The sequence below is a fragment of the Phocaeicola vulgatus ATCC 8482 genome (genome assembly GCF_000012825.1).
Lineage (GTDB): Bacteria > Bacteroidota > Bacteroidia > Bacteroidales > Bacteroidaceae > Phocaeicola > Phocaeicola vulgatus.
This window is the reverse complement of record NC_009614.1, coordinates 3,821,085-3,841,215: the sequence shown is the minus strand read 5'-3', so window position 1 is coordinate 3,841,215 and position 20,131 is coordinate 3,821,085. Positions and strand designations below refer to the sequence as shown.

General features: G+C 42.4%; 16 protein-coding genes, 1 tRNA gene and 1 pseudogene. 8 read left to right on the top strand and 10 right to left on the bottom strand.

The window, feature by feature from the left end:
• Positions 1-18: 18 nt before the first annotated feature.
• From pulA to BVU_RS15265, 6 genes are all read right to left on the bottom strand, one after another.
• Positions 19-2,013: a type I pullulanase gene (gene pulA, locus BVU_RS15290; RefSeq protein WP_005846652.1), complete on the bottom strand. Its 1,995-nt coding sequence runs from the start codon at positions 2,011-2,013 to the stop codon at positions 19-21.
• 4 nt (positions 2,014-2,017) lie between these two features.
• A complete protein-coding gene (gene ruvC / locus BVU_RS15285; RefSeq protein WP_005846654.1) occupies positions 2,018-2,587 on the bottom strand; it encodes a crossover junction endodeoxyribonuclease RuvC in 570 nt (189 codons plus the stop codon).
• Positions 2,584-2,889 carry a DUF4286 family protein gene (locus BVU_RS15280; RefSeq protein ID WP_005846656.1) on the bottom strand — a complete coding sequence of 102 codons (306 nt, stop codon included), beginning with the start codon at positions 2,887-2,889 and terminating at the stop codon, positions 2,584-2,586. The genes ruvC and BVU_RS15280 overlap by 4 nt, the downstream gene beginning before the upstream one ends.
• A 62-nt stretch (positions 2,890-2,951) precedes the next feature.
• A tRNA-Ala gene (locus BVU_RS15275) sits at positions 2,952-3,025 on the bottom strand.
• A gap of 652 nt (positions 3,026-3,677) precedes the next feature.
• Positions 3,678-3,887 (bottom strand): hypothetical protein, encoded by a 210-nt coding sequence (locus BVU_RS15270; protein WP_005846900.1) that lies wholly within the window; start codon positions 3,885-3,887, stop codon positions 3,678-3,680.
• 168 nt (positions 3,888-4,055) lie between these two features.
• Positions 4,056-4,370 (bottom strand): hypothetical protein, encoded by a 315-nt coding sequence (locus BVU_RS15265; RefSeq protein WP_005846898.1) that lies wholly within the window; start codon positions 4,368-4,370, stop codon positions 4,056-4,058.
• A 246-nt stretch (positions 4,371-4,616) separates the two neighbouring features.
• Here BVU_RS15265 and BVU_RS15260 point away from each other — a divergent pair, with 246 nt between their 5' ends.
• Both BVU_RS15260 and BVU_RS15255 read left to right on the top strand, forming a co-directional pair.
• On the top strand, positions 4,617-5,099 hold the full coding sequence (locus tag BVU_RS15260) for a PepSY-like domain-containing protein (RefSeq protein ID WP_005846896.1): 483 nt from the start codon (positions 4,617-4,619) through the stop codon (positions 5,097-5,099).
• Positions 5,100-5,310: 211 nt separating this feature from the next.
• Positions 5,311-6,975 (top strand): long-chain fatty acid--CoA ligase, encoded by a 1,665-nt coding sequence (locus BVU_RS15255; RefSeq protein WP_005846895.1) that lies wholly within the window; start codon positions 5,311-5,313, stop codon positions 6,973-6,975.
• 209 nt (positions 6,976-7,184) lie between these two features.
• Here BVU_RS15255 and lipB read toward each other — a convergent pair whose 3' ends face one another.
• Positions 7,185-7,835 (bottom strand): lipoyl(octanoyl) transferase LipB, encoded by a 651-nt coding sequence (gene lipB, locus BVU_RS22850; RefSeq protein WP_032934762.1) that lies wholly within the window; start codon positions 7,833-7,835, stop codon positions 7,185-7,187.
• A gap of 66 nt (positions 7,836-7,901) precedes the next feature.
• Positions 7,902-8,126 (bottom strand): annotated as a pseudogene (locus BVU_RS22845) (GNAT family N-acetyltransferase); the annotation flags it as partial.
• A gap of 212 nt (positions 8,127-8,338) precedes the next feature.
• On the opposite strand from BVU_RS22845, the gene BVU_RS15245 reads away from it, so the two are divergent.
• Together BVU_RS15245 and BVU_RS15240 are read left to right on the top strand one after the other, a co-directional pair.
• On the top strand, positions 8,339-9,040 hold the full coding sequence (locus tag BVU_RS15245; protein WP_005846890.1) for a phosphohydrolase: 702 nt from the start codon (positions 8,339-8,341) through the stop codon (positions 9,038-9,040).
• Positions 9,037-9,585: a hypothetical protein gene (locus tag BVU_RS15240; protein ID WP_005846888.1), complete on the top strand. Its 549-nt coding sequence runs from the start codon at positions 9,037-9,039 to the stop codon at positions 9,583-9,585. The genes BVU_RS15245 and BVU_RS15240 overlap by 4 nt, the downstream gene beginning before the upstream one ends.
• An 87-nt stretch (positions 9,586-9,672) precedes the next feature.
• Here the strand turns inward: BVU_RS15240 and BVU_RS15235 are convergent, their stop codons facing one another.
• Complete coding sequence (locus BVU_RS15235; protein ID WP_008781508.1) at positions 9,673-11,886, bottom strand: heavy metal translocating P-type ATPase; 2,214 nt, start codon at positions 11,884-11,886, stop codon at positions 9,673-9,675.
• Positions 11,887-12,064: 178 nt separating this feature from the next.
• On the opposite strand from BVU_RS15235, the gene BVU_RS15230 reads away from it, so the two are divergent.
• The 4 genes from BVU_RS15230 to gcvP are packed head-to-tail and all read left to right on the top strand — an operon-like array spanning position 12,065 to position 17,104.
• The gene (locus BVU_RS15230; protein WP_005846885.1) at positions 12,065-12,913 is read left to right on the top strand and encodes a DUF3298 and DUF4163 domain-containing protein; all 849 of its coding nucleotides are present in this window, start codon (positions 12,065-12,067) and stop codon (positions 12,911-12,913) included.
• 20 nt (positions 12,914-12,933) lie between these two features.
• Positions 12,934-13,563 carry a 16S rRNA (guanine(527)-N(7))-methyltransferase RsmG gene (gene rsmG, locus BVU_RS15225; protein WP_005846883.1) on the top strand — a complete coding sequence of 210 codons (630 nt, stop codon included), beginning with the start codon at positions 12,934-12,936 and terminating at the stop codon, positions 13,561-13,563.
• A gap of 17 nt (positions 13,564-13,580) precedes the next feature.
• Complete coding sequence (locus tag BVU_RS15220) at positions 13,581-14,219, top strand: MBL fold metallo-hydrolase (protein ID WP_005846881.1); 639 nt, start codon at positions 13,581-13,583, stop codon at positions 14,217-14,219.
• 35 nt (positions 14,220-14,254) lie between these two features.
• Complete coding sequence (gene gcvP / locus BVU_RS15215; RefSeq protein ID WP_005846879.1) at positions 14,255-17,104, top strand: aminomethyl-transferring glycine dehydrogenase; 2,850 nt, start codon at positions 14,255-14,257, stop codon at positions 17,102-17,104.
• A 283-nt stretch (positions 17,105-17,387) separates the two neighbouring features.
• Here the strand turns inward: gcvP and BVU_RS15210 are convergent, their stop codons facing one another.
• On the bottom strand, positions 17,388-20,102 hold the full coding sequence (locus BVU_RS15210; protein WP_012055516.1) for an alpha/beta hydrolase family protein: 2,715 nt from the start codon (positions 20,100-20,102) through the stop codon (positions 17,388-17,390).
• Positions 20,103-20,131 lie beyond the last annotated feature (29 nt).

Here is a 20,131-nt window from a genome sequence, read left to right as displayed (position 1 = left end):
TAATCCTCTTTGAGCCTTCTATTGATGTATAATCATGGCAGAACGTGCCGGTACCATAAGCTCATCACCTGAAACCTGTCCCAAGCCTTTCATGTTTATTTTACCATCCTTACAGATTACAGTGTATTTACCCGACGGAATGTCCAGCTTGACAGGCTCTGCACGGCTGTTCAAAGCCACGATGATATTTTTCCATGAGTCACCATTTGCATTATCTTTCAAGATAAAGGCAACCACATTCGTATTTTCTACAGGTAAAAACTCCAATTGCCTACGTACCATATCGGCATCCCCCATACGAAAAGCGGGATGTGCTTTACGCATAGCTATTAAACCTTTCACATATTCGAACACATCTTTGTGTGCGGTCTTATTTTTCCAATCTATCGTATTAATACTGTCAGGACTATTATAAGAATTATGAACTCCTTTCTTGTCACGCATCATCTCATCCCCTGCAAATATAAACGGTACTCCTTGTGAAGTAAAGACAAATGTTTCCGCTAACTTCTGCAAAGCCGCCAGTTCCTCTACCGAAGCATCCGGCATGGTAGCTTTCAGACGGTCGGCAAGGCACATGTCATCGTGGCAACTTACATAACTTATCATCTGGGTAGGTTGTAAAGCCCAAGGTTTCTTACTATAATTCACAGAATCACTTATAACCTGCGGATGTTCGATGGCTCCCACAATTCCAAATTTGATACTCATTTCGTGTCCTGGCTCCCCTACTAGAAAAGCTCCTTTAGTATCATCATCCCAACCACCTCGCAATCCATCACGCATTTCATCTGAGAAAGCGGCGATACGGGGCATCTTTTCCACATTGGCTTTCATCGCCAGCCTGTCTGCCTCTAATTGAGGAGAACTGGCAGCCCATCCTTCACCATACATAAAAATAGACGGATCTATTTTATCAATAGCCGCACGTATCTCATTCATGGTTTCAATATCATGTATCCCCATCAAGTCAAAACGAAAGCCGTCTATGTGATATTCATTAATCCAATATAAAATAGATTCTATCATATATTTACGCATCATGGCGCGGTCGCTTGCCGTTTCATTTCCACATCCCGAACCATTTGCCCATTGCCCGTCCTTCGTCTGGCGATAGAAATAACCGGGAACCGTACGTTCGAAATTGCTTTCGTCTGTATTGAAGGTGTGATTATACACCACATCAAGCACCACTCTGATTCCCGCCTTATGTAAAGCTTGTACCATTTGTTTGAATTCCCTGATACGGACATCGGGTTTATAAGGATCTGTAGAATAAGAACCGTCAGGCACATTGTAATTTTGCGGATCATACCCCCAATTATATTGGGCCTTGTCCAGTTTTGTTTCATCCACCGAGGCATAATCATACGACGGCAATAAGTGCACGTGGGTAATTCCCAATTCTTTCAGATGGTCAATACCTGTCTTCTCGCCTGAAGAACTGGTAGTACCCTGCTCCGTCAAAGCCAGGAACTTGCCTTTATTTTGAATTCCGGAAACAGAATCCAAAGAGAAATCGCGATGATGCATCTCATAAACCGTAATATCAGCATAATTCTTCAAAGGAGGACGCACATCGTTCTCCCATTCTTCCGGATCTGTAGAACGAAGATCAAGCACAGCTGCCCGCTTACCATTTACCCCTACGGCTTTTGCCATAATTCCCGGAGTGTCTCCTAACCATTTCCCGTTTACCTTCACATTAAAGGTATAGAATTTACCCTTCAGATCCTCTTTTATTGAAATATTCCAAGTACCATTCTCTCCCATCTCCATTGGAAAAGTATTAGAAGCTGAACCTTCATTACCCGATTCAAATAAAAGGACACGCACCTCTTCCGCTGTAGGAGCCCAAAGTGAAAACTTGGTTTCGGCAGGCGAGTACTCCATTTCAGTCAGCGCATCTTCACGGACAGGATATTCATCAAACGAATTATATTCTTTTTTCACAGACTGACAACTAATAGTAGTAGAAACAATTGATGCCCAAATAACATGTCTCACATTCATAATCTTATCTTTTTATTTTATCAGGATTCTTATTTATAAAATCTTTCCAGCCGGAATATTCTTTAGTCAATGTCGGTCTGCCCATTTGTAAATAATGACAATAAGCAGCCGCCAACCCATCTGTTGCATCCATAAAAGGCAGCATATCACTCTCCGGTATATGTAACATCCTTTTCAACATATCAGCGACCTGTTCCTTGCTGGCTTGCCCATTACCGGTTATCGCCATCTTTATCTTCAACGGCGCATATTCTGTTATAGGAATATCACGGCTCAAAGCAGCAGCCATAGCCACTCCCTGTGCCCTCCCTAATTTTAACATCGACTGCACATTTTTTCCAAAAAAAGGCGCCTCAATAGCTAACTCATCAGGTAAATAAGCTTCTATTATACCAACCACCCGTTCAAAAATACGGCGCAGTTTTAAATAATGGTCACCATATTTACGAAGATCAATGACCCCCATAGTCATTACCTGCGGTTTAGTACCTACTACTTTCAGCAGGCCATACCCCATTATGGTTGTTCCAGGATCTATACCCAGAATGATTTTCTCTTTTACCGGCTGAATCACTTAATCACCTCCATCAAAGTGGGAAAGCCAACCACCTTATCTTTAAATATCTTCATCATTTCCTCATTCAGATGCATCCCTTGCTGAGTATGCCAACGATGCAAGGCCGCTGTATCTTCCACCTCCCATTGCAATGAAAAGCATTCTGAATCCTGTTCTTTGTGACTAAGGATGTGCGTAAGACGGGGATTTTGCAATATTCCCGTCTTTTCCACTTCGGGAATATAGCTTTCACTAAGCCAAATGACAAAATTACGCGCATCGTCAATGCCTGTTTGATAAGTTGTATTATAAATTAACATATCTATAGTCTTTAAATTAAAAAAGGCCTGCTTCGCAGACCTTCATTTTATCATTAAAAAAGTGGAGCATGCGAGACTCGAACTCGCCACCTTTAGACTGCCAGTCTAACGCTCTAGCCAGATGAGCTAATACCCCGAGAAATAATAACGATGCAAAGATACATAGAAAATCAATAATACAAAGCTTTTGGGAAAGTTTTTTTCATGTGAACAAAAAATTTATTTGCCACTTTTACTCCAAAGAGTTACTGTTGCGTGAAATTGTTAACCAATAGCTGACCAAGTTTAATAGCATAACAAGCGGATAACCCCGATTTGTGACAAGTCGGAGCTATCTAAATCATAAGTTAAAAGTTATTATGAAAAATCATTGTTGTATCAATACTATACCCCATCGGCATAATAACAGTCACAATAGTTACACGAACACCAAAGGGATCCCCACAGAAAGCTTCATTGGGAATACGGTGTATTTAGCTATGAATAACAACTATATGTCAAGAATGGATAGGATCGGAAAAAAGTCATACTGAAGCATCTTAGTAAAAGAACAATCATCGTCCTATCAAGTGCTACCCGGCATTATCTATATCAGTCCGGCAAAAGCATGAAAGGAGAAATATACCGAATATCCTAGAAGAGAAAGAAATATTCATGTCCGCCAATAACAAATCCACCACAAATACAACCAAGGGTTGCTGCTATTAACGGCTACGTACCATTTCAATTACAGCACTGTATTTCACAACTCTATGATTGGCAAGGCAAAAAAAGATGTAAAAATTGCATTAAACCTCCTCTATCGGCTTGGACCAAACTTCCTCTTTCGTTTCTTTACACATTACGGAAATAGTTCCTCCAACAAAATCCTTCACATATCCTTTGCGTTCAGCCAACATATCTTCCGCCATTCTAATGGCCTTAGCCTTATCTTTCAATGAAAATCCTTTATTAGCAAAATCATTACCTTCTTTAAAATATATATCATAAGTTTCCATTGTATCACCTTTTTAAATTTGAGTGGCAAAGATAAAACCTACAATTATTATGCACAAGAGATTTCTTAATTATTTTTCGAATATCGTCAAGAAACAATTTAACTAAAAAAATTCCCGACTTATCACAAGCCGGGAATTCATGTAAAAGCACTATTATAAATATACTAACTATTGCAAAATTTTACCATCTTCACCTAAGAACAATGTCTGTTCATGAGCATCACTTGTCAACACATTAATTTTATAAATACGGCTTCCATCAATGCCATAGGCCATAAAAGCCTGCTTTATCATAGCACCTTCCAGTGCAAGCCTGTCCATCACGGCTTCCGGCACATCATTCATATAGATTTCCGAGAAAACCAACTTCTTAGATTGTTGAGGCTTTTCCACTACCGGAACCTCTACCGGAGCCGCTTGAGCAAAAGAAACAGACACGCCTAAAGTCATCACTAATACCAATGTTACTAATACCTTTTTCATAATTACTTTATTTTTTATTCATTTTTACCGACAACAATAAAACAAGAAGCGTGCCACAAATCTGCTCATTTTAATATCTAACTAAAAATCAACCACATACATATACGCTTTTTCATTTCAGGAGTGTAGATTCCTGTTGACAACGCCACAAAAGTGTGGAAAAAATCCACAAAATCAGGTTTTATACCGGCGAACAAAAAGTATAGCCAAGCTGTTTTATCAACCTCATCAAAACATTTAAATACCATGAAGAAGAGATGTTATTCTATATGTGTAATATTATGGGTACTGATCACCACCTTGTCTGCTACCTCTCCCACTACATTTCATATAGCACTGAAAAAGATATATCCACATGCCACGAACGTAAGCTGGAGCCAACAAGGGAATTATTATGTGGCCTCTTTTACCCAAAATGGTTTTGAAAAAGAAGTATGGATGAACGGTAATGCCCAATGGGTAATGACTAATACCGATTTACAAACTACAGATCAACTGACACCTAACGTATATAATGATTTTACATTGAGTCCATACGCCATGTGGACTGCCACCAATGTAAATCTCATAGAATTTCCTAAACGAACCACTCTGTACGTAATTACTGTTAACCTAAACAATTCGTCGGCCACCAAACAATTATTCTACACACTGAATGGCAGGCTATTGCAAACACGTGACGTCAGTTATATCAATCCTACATTATCCCCCGGAATCTTTGAATTCTAATACTATTATGACTGAACAAATAACATTTCCGGAAAAGGGACACATCAACAATTGGCAAACGATTATAAACTAGCATTTTAAAGTAAAATAATAAAAGAATCTACATTTTCAGGGCGTTAAATTAATGTAAAAAACTGTTTCATTTCCCATCCCCCTTACCTCATTTTACTACTTTTGCGCACACTCAGCCTATAAATGTGCAAAAGTTATCATGGAACTAGAACAGAGTTTTATTGCTCTTATCGAGCAAAGTATAAAAACAAATTGGTATTTAAACGCTCTTACAGACTATAAAGGCATCACATTACAATACAGAGATGTGGCCCGTAAAATAGAGAAAATACATATCTTGCTGGAAAATGCCGGCATTGAGAAGGGAGATAAAATAGCCATCTGCGGGCGTAATAGCGCTCATTGGACAGTAACTTACCTTGCCGTCATCACCTATGGTGCCGTAGTAGTACCTATCCTACATGAATTCAAAGCCGATCAGGTACACAATATTGTAAACCACTCTGAAGCCCGCCTGTTGTTCGTAGGCGATCAGATATGGGAGAACTTGAATGAAGCAGCCATGCCTCATTTGGAAGGTATCATAGAATTGAAAGATTTCGGTGTACCCGTATCCCGTTCGGAAAAACTGGCTTATGCCCGCGACCATCTGAATGAGATATTCGGGCACAAATTCCCTTGCAGATTTCGTCCCGATGATATTTCTTATGAAAAAGAAAAATCAGAAGACCTGGCCATCATTAATTACACTTCAGGTACTACCGGATATTCCAAAGGCGTAATGCTGCCTTATCGTAGCATACTCTCCAACGTGCTCTACTGTAAAGAAAAAATAGGTCTGAAAGCAGGTGACAGCGTCGTATCCATGTTACCTTTGGGACACGTATTCGGCATGACTTTCGATTTTCTTTACGGTTTCACAGCAGGCGCCCATCTATGGTTTCTTACCCGCATGCCATCGCCCAAAATCATAGCCGAATCATTTGCGGAAATCCGCCCGCGCGTCATAGCCTGCGTGCCACTGATTGTGGAAAAAATATTCAAGAAAAATATTCTTCCCAAGGTAGACAACAAATTAGGTAAACTGCTATTACATGTTCCCATCATCAGCGATAAGATAAAAGAACTTATCAAGCAGAAGGCGATGGAAGTTTTCGGCGGAAATTTCATCGAAATCATCATCGGAGGGGCTCCTTTCAATGCCGAAGTGGAAGCCTTTCTAAAAATGATAGATTTCCCATACACCATTGCATACGGAATGACTGAATGTGGTCCCATCATCTGCCATAGTCATTGGACAGAACTGAAACTGGCATCTTGCGGAAAAGTTGCCGCACGTATGGAAGCCAAAGTACTGTCTCCTAACCCATCAGCCATTGCGGGTGAACTGGTATGCCGTGGAGCCAACCTGATGTTGGGCTATTATAAGAACGAGGAAGCGACACGGCAAGTCATTGATACTGAAGGATGGTTGCATACAGGCGATATGGCGACAATAGACGAAGACGGAAATGTTTTTATCAAAGGACGTTGCAAAAACCTGTTACTCACTTCTTCCGGACAAAACATTTATCCGGAAGAAATAGAGTCCAAGCTAAACAATATGCCATACGTGTCAGAGTCACTGATTATTCTGCAACAAGACAAACTGGTGGGCCTAATCTATCCGGATTCCGATGATGCTTTTGCTCACGGCTTGAGCCAATCAGACCTTGTACGGGTAATGGAAGAAAACCGCCTTGAACTGAACAAACAATTACCGGCATTTTCCCAAATAGCCCGCTTCAAGCTATATCCTGAGGAATTTGAAAAAACAGCCAAGAAAAGTATCAAGCGCTTCTTGTACCAAGATATAAAAGAATAAATCAAAAAAAGCTCTCTTCATAATATGAAGATGTATCAAAAGTAAAATGGCGTATCATTTTGCCAGTAGGGGCAAGGTTCGCTCGCCCAAAAATGGTTTGCTTATGCATTTGGGCAGGCAAACCCTGCCCCTACAGTTGACAACATGATAACACAATCGGATTTTTAATCCCTCCGCCCCGTATGTATAAAGCCACACATACGGTATAACTACAAAAGTTCAGATAATTCGTTCTGCAAACGTCCTGCCACTTCTTCCATAGGCACTTCGCACCCCAATTCTTTCTGTAATGAAGTAACCCCTTTATCCATGAATCCGCAAGGATGGATATAACTGAAATAGCGCAAATCCGTATTTACATTCAGCGCCAATCCATGCATTGTCACAAAATGACTGCTTCTCACTCCTATTGCACAAATTTTCCGTTCCTGCGGAGTTCCCGCGGCCAGCCATACTCCGGTCGCTCCCTTCACTCGCCCGGCTTCAATGCCATAAGATGCGCAGACCCTGATCACCGCTTCTTCCAACACATGAATATATTCCTTCAACCCCAAATGATAATCCTCCAAATTCAAGATAGGATAACAAACCAATTGTCCGGGACCATGATAAGTAATATCCCCTCCTCGATCAATATGATAAAGGGTGGCACCAATCATCTTCAATTGTGCCTCCCCCAGCAGCATATTCGTTTCCTTTCCACTCTTGCCTAATGTATAGACATGCGGATGTTCTACAAAAATAATTCTATTCTCATACGTTTTTCCCACTTGTTTAGCTTCCACCACGGCATTAAACAACTCCGTCTGCCGTTTCCAAGCCTCAGAATAGGGAACTAATCCCCAATTTTCAATTTTCATGATACCTCCCAGTTTTAAATGTAAAATAGGATAGGGTTCGCCCGATGCGTCTTTTGCATCCCTGCCAATAACCCGAAATCCAAAATGGCCATAAAAGCCGGACGCTTTCTTATTTTGTTCGTTTACATCGACATAACGTACATGGCAATGCTCCAAAGCATAACGCATCAATTGTTTCCCTATTCCCGTACCTATGGCACGCGGATGAACAAAAAGCATTTCAAGCATAGTCCCATTAATACCCATGAATCCTTCTATACCAGCATTGTCACGAATCATGTAAAGCGGCATACTATGAAGATAAACACTCCATACCAGTGGCTTTAACTTCTGAATATATGCTTCAGGTATGAAATGATAAGTAGCACGCACCGAAGCTTCCCATAAACAGGTCAATTCATCAAAGTCATCGGGCGTAGGTTGAATTATTTGATACATATTACTTTTTTCTGCAAAGGTGGGATAATTATTGTATATTTGCAACCCCAATCAAAAGAAAGAATATGTTGCCGTACATCAATGATTTTCCAATAGAATTCCGCGACTATATCGCAAGTGAAATTATCCCACGATACGCTGGTTTTGACAAAGCACATCGTGTAGATCATGTATTGAAAGTTATAGCAGAAAGCCTCAATTTGTCTCAATATTATGATGTGAGCCGCATGATGGTGTATGTTATTGCCTCTTACCATGACCTGGGACTCTGTGAGGGACGGGAGTTCCACCATCTCATTTCAGGAAAAATACTATGGGCAGACCAGAAGTTAAGGCAATGGTTCCCTGAAGAGCATATTTTGATTATGAAAGAGGCTGTAGAAGATCACCGTGCATCCAACAAGCATGTTCCCCGTAGCATTTATGGCAAAATTGTAGCGGAGGCCGACCGCATTATTGATCCGGACATCACCTTGAGACGGACGGTACAATATGGTCTTTCCAACTATCCCGAACTGGACAAAGAAAAACAATACATACGTTTTCTGACACATTTGAAAGAAAAATATGCTGAAGGTGGTTATTTAAGATTATGGATACCTCAATCAGCCAATGCTGCACATCTGCAGGAGTTGAGGCAACTGATAGCCGATGAGGAAGAACTTCATAAAGTATTTGAAAAGATCTATTCACAGGAAACAGAAACGATACAGAATTTAGAAAATATCCCTATATTTGTCCGGAACAAAAAAAATAACAGTATATGAAAAAGCTGGTTCTATCCATTTCTATGTTTCTGATTGCCGCTACTACCTTTGCGCAGTCCGAAGTGGTAACAGATAGTATTCCGCCCATTTCATTGGATGGTTACAAGAATTTTAACGGATTTATGCTGGATATGGGTTCCATGATTATGGCCCCTCCCCCTCTGATAGCCCCGCAACTTTATTATCAGCCTTACAACAATAATGCGATTGCGAATTACAATGAAATATTCCGTCCCAATATGAATATCATTTATGACAGAGGGTCTTACAACCATGTATTTACCCCCATGTATCCGGGAATGGGAATCTATGGATTCGGAACAATATCAATGCCTCCCACCTTACAAAGTGCAACCTTTAAATTGAAAAACGGATTACACATCACCACATACGGTGAATATGATGCCGACGGGAACAAAGTACGGAATCCAAGCGCATTGCCTTGGGAAAGAAATAATTTCAACGGAGCTTTCGAAATGAAATCGGAGAATGGGAACTTCGGAATACGAATAGAAGTACAAAGAGGAAGAAACAATCCTTTTTGAATTATAAACTAAAAGATAGAAAAATGAAAAGCAGCCATGCAAAACAAAATCTATGCACGGCTGCTTTTTTATTTATTTTTAATTCAATCACAACTTTCTCCAATTCAGGCTCAAGCTGTTCAACACTACACTGACAGAACTACATGCCATGGCAGCACTGGCAATCATCGGGTTAAGCAAGATACCATACAATGGGAACAGAATACCTGCCGCCACCGGAATGCCTATCAAATTATAGATAAACGCCCAGAAAAGATTCTGATGGATCAAACGTACAGTTTTATGGGAAAGTTTAAAAGCTTTGGGTAACAACAACAAATCCGAAGTCATTAACGTAACCATCGCTACATCCATGGCAATATCCGTACCTTTACCCATTGCAATACTTACATCGGCACGTGCCAACGCCTGTGAGTCATTAATGCCGTCACCTACCATAGCTACGACTCTTCCTTCAGCTTGTAATTCTTTAATAACATTCTCCTTATCGACCGGCAAAGCATCCGAAATAAAACGATTCGCATCAATTTCTCCGGCCACATTCTGTGCAGTAAGATGACCGTCACCAGTCAACAATACAATGTACTTTCCACTCTCCTTCAATTGTTTGACCGCTTGTCTGGAAGTATCTTTTATTTTGTCACTAATGGCTATAACCGCCAGCAATGTATTTCCCTCGCCAAAATAAACCAGACTCTTGCCACTCTTCTCATAATCCTCCACCATCCCTTTCAACAAGTCGGAAATTCCCGCTCCAAAATCTTTCAGTAACCGATGGCTTCCTGCCCAAAAAGTTTTATTTCCACGGGTCACCACAATCCCCCGTCCTGTCCGACTCTCAAAAGAATCAATGAGCGCCGGCTTCTCACCTTCCTTTTTCAAAGCCTCGACAATAGCCAAAGCCAACGGATGTTCCGATTTCAATTCAGCAGCATACAGAATTCCCTTATGCTCGTTCTGCCATCCGGCATCATGCAACCATCCGGTCACCACAGGGCGCCCCTCAGTTACAGTACCCGTTTTATCAAGTACCACTGTATCCACTTTCCGCATCTGCTCCAAGGCTACCGCATCCTTTATCAAAATATGTGATTCGGCCCCTTTACCAATTCCTACCATCAAAGCAGTGGGAGTAGCAAGTCCCAAAGCACACGGACAGGCAATAACCAAAACAGACACTGCTGAAAGCATGGCATAAGAAAAGTCATCCGCTCCACCTGCCACTATCCAAACAAGGAAAGTAAAAACAGCCACAGCAAGGACAACAGGAACAAAAACCGCCGTCACTTTATCCACAATACGCTGGACCGGAGCTTTAGACCCCTGTGCTTCCTGCACCATGCGGATAATCTGTGCCAACACCGTATTTTTCCCCACCTTTTGAGCAGTCATAGTAAATGCACCGTTCTGATTGATAGTGCCGGCCAGCACCTTATCACCCTGTTTTTTCTCTACAGGAATAGGTTCACCGCTTATCATGCTCTCATCTATAAAGGTGTTTCCTCCGACAATGACTCCATCCACCGGAATTTGCTCACCGGGACGGACGCTCACCTTATCGCCAACCTGAAGTTCGGCTATCAAGATATCCTCTTCCCTGCCGTCTTTCACCACACGGGCCGTCCGAGGCTGTAATCCCATCAGTTTACGAATAGCTGTGGAAGTTTTTCCTTTTGCTTTCTCTTCCATCAGCTTGCCAACCAATACGAAAGCTATTATAACAGTGGCAGCTTCATAATATACATGAGGTTCCAATCCGCGGCTGTACCAAAATTCGGGATAGAACGTATTAAACAAACTGAACAAAAATGCGATGGAGGTGCTAAGTGCCACCAACGTATCCATATTACTGGTACGCTGAAGCGTCTGTTTCCAGGCATTCATATAGAAAGAACGCCCCGAATATAAAATAACAGGAAGTGAAAGCAACAGCATCCACCAGTTTACTCCCGGAACATTCATCAGAAACATCCCCAAAACAGCTACCGGTAAAGCAAAAATCCAAGCAACGATAGTCTTCCGCTTCAACTGTCCGTAATAAGATTGCTCTGCTTCCTCCTGCTCCTGCACAGAGTTATCCTCATCTATTATCAAATCAAAACCTATTTTCATCACAGCCTCTTTCAGTTGTTGCGGAGACACAATATCCGGATTATAAGTCACCGCCAAAGTAGCCGCCGCCAAATTGACCGATGCATTTTCCACGCCTTCTTGCTTCCTTACAATCTTCTCCACGTTGCCGGCACATGCCGCACAATGCATTCCCGTAACGGGATATAGTTTTTTTGTCATATCGCTCATATTCATTTCTTTACTTATTTATTATAGCTTATCAACGGACAAATTTAGCAAAAAGTTCATGCAATCTTGTTGCAAACAGATAAATATATTTTCGCTTTTTAGATGGACATTTCACGAAGTTATTCTATATTTGTGGAGAAAGTTAGGATAAGTAATCCATGCAAATAAACAAAAAGTTATGAAAAAAAGAAATCTCGTATTGTCTGTTATGGCAACTTGCCTTGTATCCTGCTTTTTATTATCGGGATGTAACGGACAAAAACAAATTGATAGTGAAACTGTAAAGACTGTAAAGGTGGAAGAACAAGCCCATTTACAAGATGACACAGTCTCTCCCGCCTGTAAGATTACTATTGATTATAGTTATTTAGCAGAATCTGATGCTGCGGATAGCATAGCACAACGCATCAACCGTACCATACAAGCCCACGTTTTGGGAAAAGAATATATCCGGATGAATCCGGAAGTTGCTGTAGATTCTTTTAAAAATACCTACATTAACAACTACCGCAAAGATGTGAACGAGTTCTATCAGGAAGATATAAAAAATGGAACTCCCAAAGACGAACTTCCCACATGGTACAATTATGAATACGGACTGACCACCCATTTCAGCGAAGGCAAAGAAGGTATTCTGAATTTCATTGCAGAAACTTTTGAATATACAGGCGGGGCACATCCCAACTCATGGAACAAATGGATGAACTTCGAAAAGAATACCGGCAAACTGCTTGCTTTGAAAGATGTATTTATGGCAGGATCGGAAAAACCGATGAGCGACATGTTGCTGGAAGAACTGATAACAGAGATGGCTACCCGTCTGGAAGACAGCTCCATCACCTCACTGGAAGGACTTCAGAATGCAGGCATCTTGAATTCTACCAATATGTACGTACCCGACAATTTCTTGTTAGAAAAGGAAAAAGTATCTTTCCTGTATAACAAATATGATATCGCTCCCTATGCTGTAGGAGTCATCACCCTTTCTTTGCCCTACACATCGGTAGAAAAATATATGATACATTAAATAACGATTTTAAGTATAGAATGGAATTAATACTGAAATATTTCCCTAACCTCAGCGAACAGCAGAAAACACAGTTTGCCGCATTGTATGATTTATATACGGATTGGAATAGCAAAATCAATGTAATCTCACGCAAGGATATCACTAATCTGTACGAACATCATGTATTGCACTCGCTAGGCATAGCCAAAGTGATAAACTTCACCCCTGATACCCAAATTATGGACTTGGGCACAGGGGGCGGTTTCCCGGGTATCCCTTTGGCCATCTTATTCCCTGAAGTCCAATTCCATCTGGTGGACAGTATCGGAAAGAAAGTGAAAGTAGCTACAGAAATAGCCAATGCTATCGGACTGAAGAATGTCACTTTCCGTCATTGCCGCGCCGAAGAAGAAAAAAGGAAATTCGACTTCGTGGTAAGTCGTGCTGTCATGCCTTTGGGCGATCTAATAAAAATTATCCGTAAAAACATCAGACAAGAACAACATAACGCCCTGCCCAACGGGCTGATTTGTCTGAAAGGCGGAGAGTTGGAACAAGAAACAATGCCCGTGAAGCACAAAACAATGCTTTATGATCTGAAAAATGAATTCACGGAAGATTTTTTTAAAACCAAGAAAGTGGTTTATGTAACCATCAGCGGTTTATAATTATAGATAAAAAAAACATGAAAATAAAGAAATTTGAATTCAATATGTTTCCGGTAAACTGCTACGTGCTATCGGACGAAACAAAGGAAGCCGTCATTATTGATGCCGGTTGCTTTTATGAAGAAGAAAAGCAAGCCTTAAAAAGATATATTGACAGCAATAGCCTGACAGTGAAACATTTGTTGAATACGCACCTCCATCTGGACCATATTTTCGGCAACCCATTCCTGTTGCAAGAATACGGGCTAAAAGCCGAAGCAAATCAAGCGGATGAATTTTGGCTGGAACAAGCACCGGCACAATCACGTATGTTTGGTTTCCAATTGCCCGAAGCACCCGTGCCATTAGGAAAATATATCTTTGATGGAGATATCATTACTTTCGGCAATACCCAACTGGAAGCTATCCATGTACCGGGTCATTCGCCGGGAAGCATTGTTTTTTACTGCAAAGAAGCCCACTGTATCTTCAGCGGTGATGTATTGTTCCAAGGAAGTATAGGACGTGCAGACCTTACAGGAGGTAACTTCGACGAACTTCGCGAGCATATATGCAGTCGTTTGTTTGTACTCCCCCCCGACACGGTAGTCTATCCCGGTCATGGAGACCCGACCACTGTGGGAGCAGAAAAAGCGAACAACCCTTTTTTCCGATAAGATAAAACTTAAAATTCAACTTATATACTACTACCATGAAAACAGATTTATTAGCAGACCGACATATCGGTATACAGGAAGAAGACCTTCCCGTTATGTTGGAAAAGATTGGCGTAAAGAGCCTTGATGAACTGATTAACAAAACAATTCCGTCCAAAATCCGTTTGAAAGAACCTCTGCCACTGGCTGCTCCCATGACGGAACGGGAGTTTGCAGAGCATATTACCGAACTAGCTTCACAAAACAAGATTTATACCTCTTATATAGGTATGGGTTGGTATGACAGTATTACTCCGGCGGTCATTCAACGCAATGTATTCGAGAATCCTGTGTGGTACACCTCGTACACTCCTTATCAAACCGAAGTTTCACAAGGACGTTTGGAAGCACTGATGAACTTCCAGACTGTCATATCCGACCTCACAGCCATGCCATTGGCAAACTGCTCATTGCTGGATGAATCTACCGCCGCTGCCGAAGCCGCCACCATGATGTATGGACTTCGCACCCGCGACCAACAAAAAAGCGGAGCCAACGTATTGTTTGTGGATGAAGAGATTTTCCCACAGAATCTGGCAGTCATCCAGACCCGCGCCCTTCCGCAAGGCATGAAGATCCAAGTAGGAAATTACAAGGAATTGGTATTTACTCCGGAAATCTTTGCCTGCATCCTTCAATACCCCAATGCCAGCGGTAGCGTGGAAGACTATCGTGAGTTTGTGGAAAAGGCACATGCCGCCCATTGTAAAGTAGCCGTGGATGCTGACATCATGAGTTTGGCATTGTTAGTTCCTCCCGGCGAATGGGGAGCAGACATCGTATTCGGAAGTACCCAGCGCCTGGGTATCCCCTTGTTCTACGGAGGTCCGTCCGCAGCCTACTTCGCTACACGTGACGAATATAAACGCAATATGCCGGGACGTATCATCGGCTGGTCTAAAGACAAATATGGCAAACTGGCCTACCGTATGGCTTTACAGACCCGTGAGCAACATATTAAACGCGAAAAAGCAACTTCCAACATCTGCACCGCACAGGCATTACTGGCTACAATGGCCGGCTTCTATGCCGTTTATCATGGGCAGGAAGGTATCAAAAATATAGCAAAACGCATTCATAGCATTACCACCTGGTTGAACAAAGCCCTAACCCGCTTGGGATATGTACAGCATAATGAATTATTCTTTGACACCCTGCGTTTCAGTCTGCCCGACCATGTTTCGGCTCAGAAGCTGCGTACCATCGCATTGAGTAAAGAAGTAAACCTCCGTTACTATGATAATGGCGATGTAGGTTTCAGCATTGATGAAACCACCGACCTGAAAGATGTAAACCTGTTACTTTCCATCTTCTCCATTGCTGCCGAAGAAACCGTTCAAGAAGTAACAGACATTCCCGAAGCATCCTCACTGAATCGTGAACTACGCCGCCGTACTTCCTTCCTCACCCATGAGGTATTCAACAAGTATCATACTGAAACCGAAATGATGCGTTATATCAAACGTTTGGAACGTAAAGATATCTCATTGGCACATTCCATGATTTCATTGGGTTCTTGTACCATGAAACTGAATGCCGCTTCGGAAATGCTCCCACTCAGCAACTTAGGCTGGATGGCTATACACCCGTTAGCACCTGAGGATCAAACAAAAGGCTATCAGACATTAATTAATAACTTAAGCGAGCAGTTGAAGGTTATTACCGGATTTGCAGGAGTCACTTTGCAACCTAATTCAGGTGCAGCAGGAGAGTATACAGGACTTCGTATCATCCGCGCTTATCTGGAAAGTATCGGACAGGGACACCGCAACAAGATATTAATTCCGGCATCAGCCCACGGTACGAATCCGGCTTCAGCCATTCAATGCGGATATACCACGGTGACTTGCGCCTGTGACGATAAAGGTAATGTAGACGTAGAAGATTTACGTGCAAAAGCAGAAGCCAACAAGGATGATCTGGCTGCATTAATGATTACCTATCCGTCCACTCATGGTATCTTTGAACCGGAAATTGCAGAAATTTGTAAAATTATTCATAAATGCGGAGCACAGGTTTACATGGATGGTGCAAATATGAATGCACAGGTAGGTCTGACCAATCCGGGTACCATCGGTGCTGATGTATGCCATTTGAATCTGCATAAGACTTTTGCCAGCCCTCACGGTGGTGGCGGTCCAGGTGTAGGTCCCGTTTGTGTAGCCGAACATCTGGTTCCGTTCCTTCCGGGACATCAAGTTTGGGGTAACAGTGCCAATCAGGTTTCTTCAGCTCCATACGGTAGCGCAGGAATCCTGCCTATTACTTACGGTTATATTTGCATGATGGGCGCCGAAGGTCTGACCAATGCCACCAAGACTGCTATTCTGAGCGCCAATTATCTGGCAGCTTGCTTCAAGGATACCTACGGCATTGTATATACCGGTGCTACGGGCTTTGTGGGTCATGAAATGATTTTAGATTGCCGCTATCTGCATGACGAAACCGGTATCAGCGAAAATGACATCGCCAAGCGTCTGATGGACTATGGCTATCATGCGCCCACCCTTTCTTTCCCGGTTCATGGAACATTGATGATTGAACCGACTGAAAGTGAAAGTTTATGGGAACTGGATAATTTCGTCACTGTGATGCAAACCATCTGGCAGGAAATTCAAGAAGTGAAGAATGGCAGTGCCGATAAAGAAGATAATGTATTGGTCAACGCCCCGCATCCTGAATATGAAGTGGTGGCCAATGAATGGAATCACAGCTACAGCCGAGAGAAAGCCGCTTATCCTATCGAATCGGTACGTGATAACAAATTCTGGATCAATGTAGCCCGGGTAGATAATACATTAGGTGACCGCAAACTGTTGCCTACCCGTTATGGTAAGTTTGAATAAAAAAGCATTGTACTAAAAAGAAGAAGAGAGGATCAAAATTCAGTTTTTGAAAATATGAATTTATAATTTGAAATTTGAGCATCCTAAAAAACTAAAGAAAGGGTCGTATCATTACTCAAGACAGAGCTTGATACGACCCTTTTAAGTTTATAATTACTATCTGTAACTTTTCGGAACTGTCATTTTAGTTTTAACACACCTCCTCCCTCTTTTCAGGAACTATCCTTTTACTTTATCCACAGTAGGAGCAACTTGAGTTCCATAGCAGTCCGAACACATAATATCAGTATCCTAATTCATAAGGCTGTTCTACAGCCGGAACCCCATCGGACATCCATCCAGGCATTGCTTCTTTTTTCAGATAATGATTAAAGAACTGGAACATACGTTTTTGAAAATCTATTTTGTTGGCAATCTTTGTCGGCCAATGCGGTTCGCCTGTATAGTTCAGCATCCAGCAAGGCTTTCCAAGACGTTTCATTGCCACAAAATATTCTATTCCCTGATACCAGGGCACATGTCCGTCAGCGTCATTATGCATGATTAAAACAGGTGTTTGTACCTTGTCCATCGTGAACAGAGCAGAGTTTTCCAAGTAACGCAACGGAGTACTCCAAGGCGTACCGCCCAGACGGCTCTGAGTATGTTCATACTGGAACGAGCGTGCCAGCCCCGATCCCCAACGGATACCTCCGTAGGCACTGAACATATTGACCACCGGAGCACCTGACTCAATAGCCGCAAACAAATCAGTACGTGTAGCCAGATAAGCCACTTGATAACCGCCCCAACTATGTCCCTGCGCCCCTATGGCTTTCTCGTCAATATAACCTTTGCCTATCAGCATGGCAACCCCCGGCATCAGACAGTTATAGCAACTCTCACCCGGATAACCGTCTACATAACGTATGTCCGGATTGAACACAATATACCCGTTACTGTTATAAAGATGATAATCAATGGTAGACCGATGGGGTTCCGGCATCCGGTAATTAAACAGAGTTTCCGAATTTCGCTCATAGAAACTCACAATCATCGGGTATTTCTTGGCCGGATCAAAATCGGCAGGCTTGTACACCACCCCTTCCAACTTACGGCCATCTAAAGATATCCACGAAACCAGTTCGGCAGTTCCCCACAAATAGTCTTTCTGTTGGTCAATGCCATGAGTCAGCCGAATAGATTTCTTGAAATCGAGTGTAGCATAATGAAGGTCAGGATATTGCTCAAAACTTTCCATCGTATAGATTACATGGTCTGTATTTTTCGCCTTAGAAATACTGCGTAACATATAGTTACCCGCCATCAATTCTTTGGGAGAAGCAGCGGTGGAAAGACGAGCCTTGTAATACCCGTTCCCTTTGGTCACTTCATTAAAGCCTTTCAACAACTGTGGCTTGTTCAGGTCAATCACACGCTCCTCCTTATCCAGTTTTACCAAACGATATGAAATCCGGTTCTTACGTCCATTCATCGTCAGATTGACAGGTTCCTTCATGGCATCCGGATCGAATTTCCAAATATCATAACGGTCATAAATTAAAAGGGACTCATCCCGTTCCGTCCATCCGGCAGTTCCATGTGCGTTCGGATAGTCAGGTACATCATTCTCTTCATCCCATGCGAGGAAAGAAGCGGGGCTAGTCAACTGATTTTTTTTCCCGTCTGCCATAGAAAGAGTATACCAACAACTGTCTGTTTCAGCATACCAATACGCATACTTGCCTTGTGGTGAAAGACGGTATCTGCCATAATCCGCCGATGCCAGTAATTTACGGCTGCCATCTTCCAAAGACACTGTGTAATAATCACTGCGTGTCCGCCCTTCCCACATGGAGGACAATGAATAAGGACGCGAAGTGGAAAGCAATGCCAACGGGGCATCTCCTTCATCTCCCAGCAAAATCTGAGACAGCTCCTCATCTGCCAGCTGACAAATACGACCACCATTTATATGATAAACCGCTTGATAGCTTCTTTTCAGCTCTTTCTCCTTATTATAATCCTGTACAGTATATTGCACCGGCTCGTCCCAACTCCACACCTGCACATTGGGACGGTTCTCCGCCAATTGCAACGTATCCTTTTGTCTAGGCTCAGGCGATGTGCCAAAAAACAACCGGGAAGCACTCTTCGAAAATTGTAATTTCCCATGCTCGCTGATTACCCATCCTTTCGGAAAAGCCCGATTGCCACGTGCCGCAACTTCTGTTGCCGGTGCTCCCTGCTGTGACAGCCACAAGCTCATGGCTTTATAACAAGAATCTTTCTGTGCACAATATAAGAAAGCCAAGTTTGCTCCATCTTCATCAAAAGTTACCTGTTTAAACACCCCGTCACCTTCTTTTATCAGCGTCTTCACACCTGTTTCCGTATTCAGAAGATACAATCCCGGCTTTTCCTCTGCTTTATCACCTGCGGTAATATAATAAAGCATTCCGCTTTTCTCCGCAAAGTTGAAAGCTTTCACAGCAGGAGCCTCATACCGGGTACTGAGGTTTGCATTCAACGGTTGGACATACAAAGTCGAGTCTTTCCTTCCCTTCTGAAAAGCAACCCAGTCCGCCTTCTCTGCCAGCCTGAATGTTTTCAGTGAATCAATCACTTCCCTGCCGCCCGAAAGCGAATAAATGACCAATGCATCCATCGGCATCTTTTCTTTCTTCGTTTTCTTTATTTTCAGAGAATCCACTATCATCTTGCCGGGTTTCTGCGACACAACCAAATAGTCGGAAGAAGCCGAGAAAAGAAAACGGTCCGCCCGCGGAAAAGTGGCAAGTTCCTTCCCTTGTGCATCATACAAATTCACCACAGCATCTCCTTCCCAAGGTTCCATCTTGCATGCCACCCACTTTCCATTATCAGAAATAGCTTGCCCGCTGATACGCTGCCAGGCAACTAAATTGTCTACTGTGAGACTTTTCGAGGCTGTCTGCGCCATCACAGGCGACAGATTCCCTATGCATAGGACAAGAGCCAGATACTTTACATGTTTCATATCCATTTTATCGTTACTGATTAGTTCGA